We start from the raw sequence: 12188 nt of genomic DNA, 5'->3' as shown, positions 1-12188 counted from the left end.
GGTCAGCAGCCTGGGCTTACGCACTGAAGGGGGCACGGCATGGGGGACGGCGGCGCGGGGCTCACGGCGGAGGACCTTGAGGAGTACCGGGGAGAGCTGACCGGATACTGCTACCGGATGCTGGGGGCGTACGCCGAGGCCGAGGACGCGGTCCATCTGAGCACCCGCCGACGCGTCCCGACGGATGCGGCCGACAGCGCCGCCCTCGCAGACGGCGCCCTCGTGTCGGCCGGTTTCCACGGCCCGTGACCCGTGTCAGGTCGACCGCGTCGTCGCGGCAGCCGGAAACGGCTCAGTCGTCGGCCGTGACCAGGACCAGCGGGGTGCCGCCGCAGGGCAGCAGACGCAGGCCGTCGGCGCGGTGTTCGGCGGGCGGTTCGGCGAGGACGGTGGCGAAGTCGGGGCCCTTGGTGAGGGATCCGGCGAGGTGGGCCGGGTCGGTGGAGGCGGCGACCCGACCCCGCGCGTTGACGAGCCTGGCCGGTACGGGCAGTCGCTGGAGCACGGGCAGGACGGCCGCCTCGAAGTGCCGCAGATAGACGTCGGCGGCGGCCACGCCCACGAAGCGGCCGCCGAGTCCGACCGGTGCGGACAGGGTGAGGCTGTACTCGTCGGAGCACAGGTAGTCCACATAGGGCCCGGCGACGGCCCGGCGCCCGGTCTCGCGGGGCAGGGTGTACCAGTCCCAGTGCGTGTAGTCGGAGTAGGCGGAGTGCTCCGGGTCGAGGTCGAGCAGGAGCGGCCGTACGGCTCCGTCGGAGCCGCGCTGCCACCACTCGAGGCAGCCCGGCACGTCGGCCAGGAGGCCCGGCGCGGCGACGAAGCCCACGCCGGAGACGAGCGGGTGGCGGGCGAGCAGGGTGCGCAGTCCGAGGCGCAGGGCCGCCAGGTCGGCGGCGACGGGTTCGCGCCCGGACCCGGACACCTCGGCGAGCAGGGCTTCGGTGTCGGCGCCGGTCTCGGCGACGGCGGCGAAGACCTCTTCGAGGGTGTCCCGTACGCGGCGGACGACCTCGTCGACCGGGTCCGAGTCCCGTACGCGGCTCACGGCCCCGTCGATCCGGTCCGGGTCAGTGACGGCCCCCGCGGGGCCCGCGAGCCCGGTGCTCCTGCCCATGCGTGTCCTCCTCGGGACGAGGCTCGGTTGTGTGGCCCGGGGTGCCGAGGCGCAGCGCGATCAGCCGCCCCACTGACTCCCGTACGCACGTCTCGGCGAGCGTTCTGGCCCGCTCGTCGGCCTCATCCTGCACGGCGGAGATCACGGCGCGGTGACGATCCGACACATTGCCGAGATGGACGGGGTCGTCGAGGACCAGGCAGAGGAGCGCTCCCAGGTCCGTCTGGAGAGCGATCTCCTCGCGGGTGAGGCGGGCGGACTGGGCCGCGGCGGCCAACTCGACGTGGAAACGGCCGTAGAGGCGGCTGCGCGTCGCCGGGTCTCCCGCGGTGGCGAATTCCTCGACCGTACGGGTGAGGGGCCGCAGGTCTCCGGGCTGGGTGCGGCGGGCGGCGAGCAGGGCGGCGGCGCCGGAGACGGCGGCCCAGTGGTCGCCGAGGTCGCGGAGTTCCTCGGTGGACCAGTCGGCGAGGCGGGCGCGCAACCGCTCCTGCGGGGGGTTGTCGGGGAGGGTGACGAAGCTGCCGCCGCCGCGGCCCCTGCGGGTGGTGACGAGGCCCTGCTGCCGCAGGGCCATGAGGGCTTCGCGGAGGGTGACGGTGGAGACGCCGAGCTGTCCGGCGAGTTCGGTCTCGCCGGGCAACTGCTCCCCGTCGGCGAGGAGTCCGAGCTCGATGGCGTCGCCGATGCGGCGGACGACGGTGTCGACCCGGGCCCGGGTGTCGACGGGGCTGAAGACGGCCCTGCGGGCCGCGCCCGTCCCGGCCGCGCCGCCGCCGTCGTCCGGCCTGCCGTTCGGTCTCACGGTTAACCACCTCGCGTCGAGCGTTGACTCAGGCTTTACCTTAAAGGGGTCTTGAGATTTGAACTATGACTTCATATGTTTACGCCCACGTCCGAACAACGCTCCACCGCACCAGAAAGGTTCCCGCCCATGGAGGGAATGGCGATCCGGCTGACGGGACTGCGCAAGACCTACGGCCGGACCGAGGCCGTGGCCGGGGTGGACCTGGAGATCGCGGACGGCGAGTTCTTCTCGATGCTCGGCCCCTCCGGTTCCGGGAAGACGACCGTGCTGCGGATGATCGCCGGCTTCGAGACGCCGAGCGCCGGCACCGTGGAACTGGCCGGCCGCGACGTCACCCGGCTCGCCCCCTTCGAGCGGGACGTGCACACCGTCTTCCAGGACTACGCGCTCTTCCCGCACATGACGGTCGAGCAGAACGTCGCGTACGGCCTCAAGGTCCGCGGCGTGCCCCGCGCCGAGCGCCTGGTGCGCTCCCGGGCCGCCCTCGCCCAGGTCGGCCTCGACGGTCTCGGGAAGCGCCGGCCCGCCGAGCTCTCCGGCGGCCAGCGCCAGCGGGTCGCCCTGGCCCGCGCGCTCGTCGGCCGCCCCCGTGTGCTGCTGCTCGACGAACCCCTCGGCGCGCTCGACCTCAAGCTCCGCGAGCGGATGCAGGTCGAACTCAAGGAGATCCAGCGCGAGGTCGGCATCACCTTCGTGTTCGTCACCCACGACCAGGAGGAGGCCCTGACGATGAGCGACCGGATCGCCGTCTTCCACCAGGGCCGGATCGAACAGGTCGCCGCCCCCGCCGAGATCTACGAGCGCCCCGCGACCCCGTTCGTCGCCGGTTTCGTCGGCACCTCCAACCTGCTGAGCGGGGACACCGCCCAGCGGGTGGTCGGCGCGTCGGGCACGTACAGCATCCGGCCGGAGAAGATCCGGATCCTCTCCGATCACAAGGCCGCCGGCGACCCCGGGCACGCCACCGCCGCCGGCACGGTCGCGGAGGTCGTCTACCTCGGCGACTCCACCCGCTTCCTGGTCGACCTCGACGGGGGCGGCCGCCTCACCGCGCTCCAGCAGAACCTGGAGACCTCCTCCGCCGACCTCGCCGCCTTCCGGGGCGCCCGGATCGGCCTCCAGTGGCACCCGAGTCACGCCGTGCGCGTCCCGGACGCCCCGGAAACCCCGTAATCCCCCTACGTCTCGTCAGGCCTCGTCCCCTCACGCAACGGAGAACCTCGTGCGCCCGCACCGCTCCCTCCTGACCGCAGCCGCCCTCTCCGGGCTGCTCCTCGTCACCGCCTGCGGATCGGCCGACCCGGCGGGTTCCGGGAAGTCCGGCGGCCTCAACCCGCCCGACCTCAAGGCGCCGACCGCGCTCGGCAAGGCCGAGGGCGAGGTCAACCTCATCGCCTGGGCCGGATACGTCGAGGACGGCACCAACGACCCGAAGGTCGACTGGGTCAGCGCCTTCGAGAAGCAGACCGGCTGCCAGGTCAACGCCAAGACCGCCGCGACCTCCGACGAGATGGTCTCGCTGATGAAGACCGGCGCGTACGACGCCGTCTCCGCCTCCGGCGACGCCTCCCTCCGCCTGATCGCCTCCGGCGACGCCGCCCCCGTGAACACCGCGCTCGTGCCGAACTACGCCGACGTCTTCGCCGGGCTCAAGAACAAGGACTGGAACTCCGTCAAGGGCGTCGCCTACGGCATCCCGCACGGCCGCGGCGCCAACCTCCTCATGTACGACACGGAGAAGGTGAAGCCGGCGCCCGACTCCTGGTCCGCCGTCTTCGACAAGGCCTCGGCGCACCACGGCAAGGTCACCGCCTACGACTCCCCCATCTACCTCGCGGACGCCGCCCTGTACCTCAAGGCGACCAAGCCCGAGCTCGGCATCAAGAACCCCTACGCCCTCGACCAGAAGCAGTTCGACGCCGCCGTGGCCCTGCTCAAGGAGCAGAACGCGCACATCGGCGAGTACTGGAGCGACTACCTCAAGGAGATCTCCGCCTTCAAGAGCGGCGACTCGGTCGTCGGCACCAGCTGGCAGGTGATCGCCAACCTCGCGAAGGGCGAGGGTGCGAAGGTCGACGCGGTCCTGCCGAAGGAGGGGTCCACCGGCTGGTCGGACACCTGGATGGTCTCCGCGAAGGCCAAGCACCCCACCTGCGCCTACAAGTGGCTCGACTGGATCGTCTCGCCGAAGGTCAACGCGCAGGTCGCCGAGTACTTCGGCGAGGCCCCGGCCAACGCGAAGTCCTGCGCCGAGACCGCCGACAAGAACCACTGCGCCGTCTTCCACGCCGCCGACGAGGCGTACTGGAAGCAGGTCCACTTCTGGACCACGCCCATCGAGCAGTGCCTGGACGGCCGGACGGACGCGCGCTGCGTGCCGTACGCCAAGTGGGTCCAGGCCTGGACCGAGATCAAGGGCTGACCCCGACGCCATGACCGCACTCTCCCCCGGGCTCTCCCCCGAGTCCGCGACGCGAGCCGCCGGCCCCGGCCGCAGTGCCGTCCGGCGGTTCGCCGGGGCCCTGCACCGGCGGCCCCGGCTGCGGCTCGCGGCCCTGCTCACCGCCCCGCTGCTCTGGCTGGTCCTCGCCTACCTCGGCTCCCTCGCGGCCCTGTTCCTGTCCGCGTTCTGGTCGACCGACACCTTCACCTCCGAGGTCGTGCGGATCTGGACCTCGCAGAACTTCGAGGAACTCGTCAGCTCCCCGGTCTACCGGACGGTCGCCCTGCGCACCGTCGGCGTCGCGCTCGCCGTGACCGCGCTCTGCGTCGTCATCGCCTTCCCGCTCGCCTTCTACACGGCACGCGTCGCCCACCCGCGCCGACGCCCGCTGTTCGTGGTGGCGCTGCTCATGCCGCTGTGGGCGGGCTATCTCGTGAAGGTGTACGCGTGGCGGCTGATCCTCTCCGAGGGCGGGCCGCTGGACTGGGCGCTGCGGCCGCTCGGTCTGAGCGGGCCGGGGTACGGGCTCACGGCGACGGTGGTCGTCCTGACGTACCTCTGGCTGCCGTACATGGTCCTGCCGATCCACACCGCGCTCGCCCAGCTCCCCGACAACCTCCTGAACGCCTCGGCGGACCTCGGGGCGAAGTCCTGGCGGACCTTCGTCTCGGTGGTGCTGCCGATGGTGTGGCCGGCGGTGGCCGCCGGGTCCGTCTTCACCTTCTCGCTGAGCCTCGGCGACTACATCACGGTGCAGATCGTCGGCGGCAAGACCCAGCTGATCGGCAACCTCGTCTACTCCAACGTCACCCTGAACCTGCCGCTGGCGGCCGCGCTCGGCACCGTGCCGGTCGCCGTCATCGTGGTGTACCTGCTCGCGGTGCGGCGCTCCGGCGCGCTGCGCAGCCTGTGACCGGCCGGAAGGACCGCGACCGATGAACCTCTCCCGTCCCGCGCGGATCGCGCTGCGCACCGCGGCCGGTCTCGGCTTCGCGGCGATCTATCTGCCGCTGCTGCTCGTCCTGCTCGGCTCGCTCAACCCGGACCGCTCGGCGAGCTGGCCGCCGCCCGGCCTCACGCTCGACTGGTGGGCGGCGGCCTGGGACAACGAGGGCGCCCGCGCGGCGCTGTGGACCTCGGTCCAGGCCGGTCTGGCGGCGACGGCGGTGGCGCTCGTGCTCGGCACGCTCATCGCCTTCGCGGTGCAGCGGTACTCCTTCTTCGGGCGCGAGGCCGTCTCCTTCGCTGTGGTGCTGCCGATCGCGCTGCCCGGCATCGTCACGGGCATCGCGCTCAACTCGGCCTTCTCCACGGTCCTGGAACCCCTCGGCGTGGGCCTCGGGATGTTCACGGTGGTCGTGGGCCACGCCACCTTCTGCATCGTGGTCGTCTTCAACAACGTGGTGGCGCGGCTGCGGCGGCTGCCGGGTTCGTACGAGGAGGCGGCGATGGACCTGGGGGCGCACACGTTCCGCGTCTTCTGGGACATCACCTTCCCGCTGCTTCGTTCGGCGCTGCTGGCGGGCGGGCTGCTCGCCTTCGCGCTGTCCTTCGACGAGATCGTGGTGACGACGTTCACGGCGGGACCGGGGGTGCAGACCCTGCCGGTGTGGATCTTCAACAACATGACCCGCCCTCAGCAGGCCCCCGTGGTGAACGTGGTGGCGGCGGCGCTGGTGCTGCTCTCGGTGATCCCGATCTACGCGGCGCAGCGGCTCTCCTCGGACACGCCGGGCGGCGGGCGGGTGTGAGGGTTCTCAGCGAGGCTCTTTCCGCACCCATTCGAGGGTCACGCGCAGGCTCGCGTTCGCGCTGCCCTGGACGACGAGCGCGGTGAGCTTTCCCGCGTCCAGGCCGAGCTGGCAGCCGAACTCGACGGTCGCGCGGTCCGCGGCCGCCCGGTGGAGCGCGTCGCCGATCCGTCCGGCGAAGGAGGAGAGGGCGTCGGTGACGCCGGAGAGGTCGGGGAGGCGGTCGCCGAGCCCTTCGAGTTCCGAGTCGGGACCGAGGCGCCGCGCCTCCACGAAGAGCGTCGCGTTCCCGACCTCGACCTTGGTGATGTCCGGCATCGAAGCTCCTGCGGCTCAGAGTGTCGGGTCGAGCGCACCCGCGGCCGGCCTGGACGCGGGGCCGGTGGCGTCTGCGGTGTCTGCGGCGTCCCTGGCGAGGGCGCTGCCCCGGAGCCACTCGGGCCAGCTGAGGTTCCAGTCGCCGAAGCCGTTGTCGAAGGGCGTCATGGGCTTCCCGTACCCGTTGACGACCCGCACGAGGTCTCCCTCGCGGACGGTGTGGAACAGCCAGGCGGCGTCCTCGGTGCTCATGCCCGTACAGCCGTGGCTGACGTCCTCGCTGCCCTGGGAGTCGAGCGACCAGGGCGCGGCGTGCAGGTATTCGCCGCTCCAGGTCACCCGGGTGGCCCAGTGGACCTTGAGGTCGTAGAAGTCGGTGCTGCCGCGCTTGAGGCCGATGGAGTCGCCGCGCATGCGGACGAGGGGCTCCTTGCCGAGGACGACCTTGATGCCGCCTCTGGTGCGGTAGCCGGCCTTGCCGGTGGTGACCGGGAGGTTGCGCAGGAGCTCTCCGTCGCGGAACACGGTCATCGCGTGGGCGGAGACGTCGGTGACGGCCTCGATCCGGGATCCGGTGGTGAAGCTGAGGGGGCGTGAGGGGCCACCGTAGAGCCCGCCGTCGATGCGCGCCCCGTCGAGGCCGCTGTGGACGTGGACCGTGGCGCGGGCGGGCCAGTACGTACGGGGCCGGTAGTGGAGGGTGGTGGAGTCGACCCAGTACCAGGAGCCCTCGACATGGGGTTCGCTCCGCACCTGGAGGGCCCGCTCCACGGCGCGGCGGGCTTCGGAGGCGTCCGCCGGTACGGGGTGGCTGAGCTCGGCGGTGACCGGCATGCCGACGCCGTACGTGCCGCCGTGCTCCGGCCCGAAGGCGACGGTGAGCCGCTCCCCCGCGGGGGCCGGGTCGGTACGGAAGTCGAGGCGGGCGCGGTGCGGGCCGCCCGCCGCCCCGTCGACGACGAGCCGGGCGGCGTAGCGGGCTCCGGCCGGCAGGGGCAGGGCACTGGTCCACCGGGTGCGGTCCGCGTTCTGCGCTCCGGCGATCCGGCGGCCGCGCTGGTCGGTGACGTTGACGTCGGCGAGCACCCCGGGCGTACGGAGCGCGAGCTCCACGGACCCGGAGGCCCCGGGGCCGAGCGTGAACGGCCGGCCGGTGAGGACGCGGTCGCCGCCGAGCGCGACCGTGTGGAGCGGGTCGGAGCAGAGGGCCGTGGCGCCGGCGCAGCCGTCCACCGAGACGACGGCGGTGGAGTCCCGGGCCGCGTCGGCCCGCTGCTCGCGTGCGGGGGCCCGGTCCGGTGACTGGGCCGCCGTGCTGACGAGGACGGCTCCGACGGCCAGGGAGAGCGCCCCCCACCCCTGTGCGTATCTGCGTGGCGACACGTCGGACACTCTCTCCCTTGCGCGCGGTGACGTCGGCGGGCGTCGCCGACCACAGCATCAAAACGGATGAAAGGAGAAAATGATGATCACGGCGCCGGGCGTGGCGGCGGAGTCGGGCGCGAGACGACTCGAATGGGTCAGCGGACCGGGCGAAGGGGCAGCGGGGCGGTCGTACGGATCAGCGGGCCGGCTCCGGGAGTTCCTCGCCCGTCTCCAGAAGGGACTTGAGGCTGGAGATCAGCGCGGGCCAGCCCTCGCCGATCAGGCCCTTGATGGTGCCGTCGGGCTCCAGGTCGCCATGGGTGACCGTGAGCTTGACCGTGTCGCCGGACGGCTCGATCACGAAGGTCACCCGGGACCGGCGCTCGCGGGTGAGGCGCTCGTACACCTCCTGCTCGAGGCGGACGGCCTCCGCCCAGTCCGGGGTGAAGGTGTGCCAGGTGTACGAGAGGAGGCGGCCGGGCTTGGCCTCCAGGACGACCTGCTCGGGGTCGGCGGTCCTGCGGCCGTGCTCCTCCCAGACCATGGACGCGCCCGGGGTCCACGTCGTCTCGAAGGCCACGCCCCAGTAGCGGCGGGTGAGGTCCGGGTCGGTGAGCGCCTGCCAGAGCTCGTCGGGGGTCGTCCGGATGTAGGTGGTGTAGACGAACGTGTCGCTGTCCATCGCGCTGCCCCTCGGATCTGCTCCCCCGCGGCCTGCCCCTCTCCAGCCTAGGCAGGCGCCGGACGGACGTGCCAGCGAAGGGCACCCGTCCGGCCGGTCGGGGATCCCGTCCGGCTCGCGGCTGCTCCGTCGGTTGATTAGGTGCGGAGGAAACTATTCAACGTGCTGCTAGCGTGTCCGGATGTCGCTCAAGCACGCCGTCCTCGCAGCTCTCCTGGAGGGCGAGGCCTCCGGATACGACCTGGCCAAGATCTTCGACGTGTCCGTCGCCAACTTCTGGGCCGCCACCCCGCAGCAGCTCTACCGCGAGCTGGAGCGGCTCGCCGAGGCGGGTCTGATCACGGCCCGCGTGGTGGAGCAGGAACGGCGCCCCAACAAGCGGATGTTCAGCCTCACGGAGCCGGGCAGGCGGGATCTGGTCGCCTACACGAGCACCCCGCCGCGCCCGAGCGCCGTCCGCGACGAGCTGATGGTGCAGGTGCAGGCCTGCGACGAGGGCGACACCGCGGCCGTCCGGGAGTTCGTGGCGCAGCGGATGGAGACGGCCAGGGCCAAGCTGGCCCGCTACGACCGGCTGCGGGAGTGGATGCTCGGCGGCCGGGACGAGGACGCGTACCTGGCCGAGGCGGAGCGGATCGGTCCGTACCTCACGCTGATGCGCGGCCGGTTCTTCGAGGAGGAGAACCTGCGCTGGGGCGAGCGCGCCCTCGCCGTGCTCGACCGGCGCGCCGCCGCACGGACCACGGCTCCGGAGGCGGCGCACCGGGGGTGACGCGGGCCCTACTCTGCGGTAACGTCACCGGCCGGCCATCGGAGGCACCGGTGGCGCCGCGCGGACGGATCGAGGACGGCCTGAAATGAACGTCGGTGACCTCGTCGAGGACTTCACCCTTTCGGACGAGACGGGCGCCCCGCGCTCGCTGACCGGCCTGCTCGCCGAAGGCCCGGTCGTCCTCTTCTTCTACCCGGCGGCCCTCACCCCGGGCTGCACCGCCGAGGCCTGCCACTTCCGCGACCTCGCGGCCGAGTTCCGGGCCGTCGGCGCCCTGCCCGTCGGGATCAGCTCCGACGGGGTGGAGCGGCAGCAGGAGTTCGCCGAGCGGCACTCGCTCGGCTACCCCCTGCTGTCCGACCCGGACGGTGCCGTACGGGAACGGTTCGGCGTGAAGCGCGGGTTCTCGCTCGCGCCGACGAAGCGGGTCACCTTCGTGATCGGCCAGGACCGGCGGGTCCGGGAGGTCGTCCGCAGCGAACTGCGGATGAGCGCCCACGCGGACCGCGCGCTGGCCACCCTGCGCCGCGGCTGAGCCCGACCGTTCAGACGCCTCAGACGCCTCAGACGCCGAGCAGCTTCGCCTTGGCGGCCGCGAACTCCTCGGGTGTGAGCAGGCCCTGCTGGGCGAGCTCGCCGAGACGTGCCAGCTGGTCGGTGATCGTCGGCGCTCCGCCGGAGGCGGGCGGCGCGGCGGGGGCCGGGGGTGCGCTCGGCGGCGACGGCGGGGCCGCCGGGGGCTGCTGTCGGGCCTGGAGCTCGGCGATGGCCTGCTCCTGGTCCTCCTCGCGGCGCGCGGCACGCGCGGAGCTGCGGCCCGCCGCGTACGCCGCGCCGCCCACGAGGGCGCCGCGCAACAGGGGCGCGCCCGCGGGCCGGACGACCGGTCGCAGGAGAGGGCGTCGTCGCAGGAACATGCTCAGCTCCTTCCGACCGCTGCGGCGGCCACGGCCTCGCGATGGGCCGCCCGCGCCTCTTCGACGACCTCGGGCGGTACGCGCACGGTCCCGGCGATCCGCCCGCCGGCCTCGCGGATCGCGTCCGCCGCGCGCGCGGCCCAGACGTGCTCGACGAGCAGCATCAGCGCGCACGAGCCCGGTTCGAGCGTCTCGGCGGCCTCGGCCGCGTCCTCGGGGCCGAGCAGATTGGCCTCGGGTCCGATCTCGGCGGTGGCCTCGTCGTACTCCTCGTACTCGACGAGTTCGGAGGTGGACACCTCGCCGGTGGCGGACTTGACGACGACGAGCGAGTCGATCAGCCGTACCTGGCCCGCCCTGCGGAGCTCCGCGACGGCCGTCACCGCCGCCACTTTCAGCCGCTCCCCCGGGAAGGCGAGCACGACACATTCCACCGGGCCCATGTTGCTCCGTTCCGTTCCTCGTACGGTTCGCGGCCTCCATCCGAACACGGCGGTGCCCGGCCCGCACACGGAGCCGTCACGACGTGCGGGCGCGTGGATGCCGGGTGAGACTCTCTGCATCGCCGGGCCTCCCCCGGCCTGTGCGGGAACGGAGTGTGCAGGAATGGACGACTACCCCCTCCTCGACCTCTTCTTGACGATGCTGTGGTTCTTCCTCTGGATCATGTGGCTGTTCCTGCTGTTCAAGGTGATCACGGACATCTTCCGGGACGACTCCCTCAACGGCTGGGGCAAGGCCGGCTGGCTGATCTTCTGCATCCTGCTGCCGTACCTCGGCGTGCTGGTCTACGTCATCGCCCGCGGCAAGAGCATGGGCCGGCGGGACATCGCACAGGCCAAGGAGAGCGAGGCCGCGTTCCAGGAGTACATCCGCAAGACCGCCGGAACGCAGGGCGGTGGTGGCGGCGCCAGCGCCACCGACGAACTGGCCCGGCTCGCCGACCTCAAGAACAAGGGGGCCATCACGGCCGAGGAGTTCGAGAAGGCCAAGGCCAAGGTCCTGTCCTGAAGCTCTGGAGTCGGCGCGCGGGGCGCCGTGACGCGGGTACGGAGGGAGGCGGGCGCGATGCCGGGCTCCCGGGTTCCCTGCTGCGGGAGATCGCGGCGGATCCCGGGAGGCTCCCGGAGGCGCTCGCCTCCTTCGCCCTGCGCCACCTCGGGCCGGGGGCCGGGCCCGCGGTCGAACGCCTCCGCGCCGCCCATCCGGAAGCCGACGCCGCGGCTCTGCGGTCCCTCGTCGTCAACCGCGGACGCCGGCGGGTCGTGGCGGAAGGCGCCTTCGTCGGCGGCCCGTTCCTCCTCTTCATCCCCGTCGCGTTCTGCGGCGCCCTCCTCTCCCAGGCGCGTACGGTGCTCGAACTCGCCGCCTGCGAGGGGCGGGATCCCACGGATCCGGAGCGGGCTGCCGAACTGCTCGTCCTGCAAGGGGTGTACGGAGACACCGTGACGGCCCTTGCCGCCCTCGAAACCCACGCGGCCGAGCCCCGCACACCCGACGGACGAGGGCGCACAGCCGTCCTCTGGGACCTGGTGATGCGGATGGCGCGGCTCCTGGGACTGCTCACGCCCTCCGACGACGGCCCCGGCCGTCTCGCCCGGTTCGGTCAGTGGGTGCTCCTGGCCTGTGTGTTCCTGCTCGGCCAGGTGGCCCCGCTCGTCTGGCTGCCGTACATGGCCGTCTCGTACAACCGCGCCACGAACCAGCTGATGGACCGGGCCACCGTCTTCTACGTCGGCTCGCGCGACCTGCGCTCGCCGCGCCGTGTCCGGGTCGACCCCGCCATGGCCCTGGCGGGGCTGCGGGCGCTGGGATCGCTGCTGCTCCCGCTGGTCGGGCTCCTGCTGGTCGTCGGCACGGACACCCGGCTCGCGGGCGGGCAGTGGCCCGTGGCCGTGATCGTCGTGGTGGCCGGCTGCCTGCTCACGGGCGGCTGGTGGCTGTGGCGCCGCCGCCGTCGGCGGCGAGAGCCATCCCCTTAATAAGTACGCGAGATACCTGTTTGATACGGTCGG

General features: G+C 72.5%; 15 protein-coding genes and 1 pseudogene. 9 read left to right on the top strand and 7 right to left on the bottom strand.

Annotated elements, in window-relative coordinates:
* Positions 1-39 precede the first annotated feature (39 nt).
* Positions 40-153, top strand: a pseudogene (locus tag SVTN_RS43465) (RNA polymerase subunit sigma-70); the annotation flags it as partial.
* A gap of 139 nt (positions 154-292) precedes the next feature.
* Here SVTN_RS43465 and SVTN_RS38105 read toward each other — a convergent pair.
* On the bottom strand, positions 293-1117 hold the full coding sequence (locus SVTN_RS38105; protein ID WP_041133145.1) for a cache domain-containing protein: 825 nt from the start codon (positions 1115-1117) through the stop codon (positions 293-295).
* Positions 1071-1922 (bottom strand): FadR/GntR family transcriptional regulator, encoded by an 852-nt coding sequence (locus SVTN_RS38100; RefSeq protein WP_041133144.1) that lies wholly within the window; start codon positions 1920-1922, stop codon positions 1071-1073. The genes SVTN_RS38105 and SVTN_RS38100 overlap by 47 nt, the downstream gene beginning before the upstream one ends.
* 129 nt (positions 1923-2051) lie before the next feature.
* Between SVTN_RS38100 and SVTN_RS38095 the strand changes: the two genes are divergently transcribed.
* The 4 genes from SVTN_RS38095 to SVTN_RS38080 are packed head-to-tail and all read left to right on the top strand — an operon-like array spanning position 2052 to position 6119.
* Positions 2052-3098, top strand: a complete 1047-nt coding sequence (locus SVTN_RS38095; protein ID WP_041133143.1) for an ABC transporter ATP-binding protein — start codon at positions 2052-2054, stop codon at positions 3096-3098.
* A 49-nt stretch (positions 3099-3147) separates the two neighbouring features.
* The gene (locus SVTN_RS38090) at positions 3148-4347 is read left to right on the top strand and encodes an ABC transporter substrate-binding protein (RefSeq protein ID WP_041133142.1); all 1200 of its coding nucleotides are present in this window, start codon (positions 3148-3150) and stop codon (positions 4345-4347) included.
* 10 nt (positions 4348-4357) lie between these two features.
* A complete protein-coding gene (locus SVTN_RS38085; RefSeq protein ID WP_041133141.1) occupies positions 4358-5281 on the top strand; it encodes an ABC transporter permease in 924 nt (307 codons plus the stop codon).
* Between the two features lie 22 nt (positions 5282-5303).
* Positions 5304-6119: an ABC transporter permease gene (locus SVTN_RS38080; RefSeq protein WP_041133140.1), complete on the top strand. Its 816-nt coding sequence runs from the start codon at positions 5304-5306 to the stop codon at positions 6117-6119.
* Between the two features lie 6 nt (positions 6120-6125).
* Here SVTN_RS38080 and SVTN_RS38075 read toward each other — a convergent pair whose 3' ends face one another.
* From SVTN_RS38075 to SVTN_RS38065, 3 genes are all read right to left on the bottom strand, one after another.
* Positions 6126-6437: a CU044_2847 family protein gene (locus tag SVTN_RS38075; protein ID WP_041133139.1), complete on the bottom strand. Its 312-nt coding sequence runs from the start codon at positions 6435-6437 to the stop codon at positions 6126-6128.
* Positions 6438-6452: 15 nt separating this feature from the next.
* Complete coding sequence (locus SVTN_RS38070) at positions 6453-7820, bottom strand: L,D-transpeptidase (protein WP_041134713.1); 1368 nt, start codon at positions 7818-7820, stop codon at positions 6453-6455.
* Between the two features lie 178 nt (positions 7821-7998).
* Positions 7999-8484 (bottom strand): SRPBCC family protein, encoded by a 486-nt coding sequence (locus SVTN_RS38065; RefSeq protein WP_041133138.1) that lies wholly within the window; start codon positions 8482-8484, stop codon positions 7999-8001.
* A gap of 181 nt (positions 8485-8665) precedes the next feature.
* Here SVTN_RS38065 and SVTN_RS38060 point away from each other — a divergent pair, with 181 nt between their 5' ends.
* Both SVTN_RS38060 and SVTN_RS38055 read left to right on the top strand, forming a co-directional pair.
* Positions 8666-9256 (top strand): PadR family transcriptional regulator, encoded by a 591-nt coding sequence (locus SVTN_RS38060; protein ID WP_041133137.1) that lies wholly within the window; start codon positions 8666-8668, stop codon positions 9254-9256.
* An 85-nt stretch (positions 9257-9341) separates the two neighbouring features.
* Positions 9342-9791, top strand: coding sequence for a peroxiredoxin (locus SVTN_RS38055; protein ID WP_041133136.1), 450 nt, complete (start codon positions 9342-9344; stop codon positions 9789-9791).
* Between the two features lie 28 nt (positions 9792-9819).
* On the opposite strand, the gene SVTN_RS38050 is transcribed toward SVTN_RS38055, so the two are convergent.
* Positions 9820-10173 carry an SHOCT domain-containing protein gene (locus SVTN_RS38050; protein ID WP_052499554.1) on the bottom strand — a complete coding sequence of 118 codons (354 nt, stop codon included), beginning with the start codon at positions 10171-10173 and terminating at the stop codon, positions 9820-9822.
* A 2-nt stretch (positions 10174-10175) separates the two neighbouring features.
* Complete coding sequence (locus SVTN_RS38045; protein WP_041133135.1) at positions 10176-10616, bottom strand: DUF6325 family protein; 441 nt, start codon at positions 10614-10616, stop codon at positions 10176-10178.
* A gap of 163 nt (positions 10617-10779) precedes the next feature.
* On the opposite strand from SVTN_RS38045, the gene SVTN_RS38040 reads away from it, so the two are divergent.
* Positions 10780-11184 carry an SHOCT domain-containing protein gene (locus tag SVTN_RS38040; protein ID WP_041133134.1) on the top strand — a complete coding sequence of 135 codons (405 nt, stop codon included), beginning with the start codon at positions 10780-10782 and terminating at the stop codon, positions 11182-11184.
* Positions 11185-11438: 254 nt separating this feature from the next.
* Positions 11439-12155 (top strand): hypothetical protein, encoded by a 717-nt coding sequence (locus tag SVTN_RS43460; protein ID WP_052499553.1) that lies wholly within the window; start codon positions 11439-11441, stop codon positions 12153-12155.
* The last annotated feature ends 33 nt before the right edge of the window (positions 12156-12188 follow it).

This window comes from Streptomyces vietnamensis, from assembly GCF_000830005.1.
Taxonomy (GTDB): Bacteria; Actinomycetota; Actinomycetes; order Streptomycetales; family Streptomycetaceae; genus Streptomyces; species Streptomyces vietnamensis.
The sequence above is the reverse complement of the archived record's forward strand: the minus strand, read 5'-3'. Positions and strand labels throughout refer to the sequence as shown.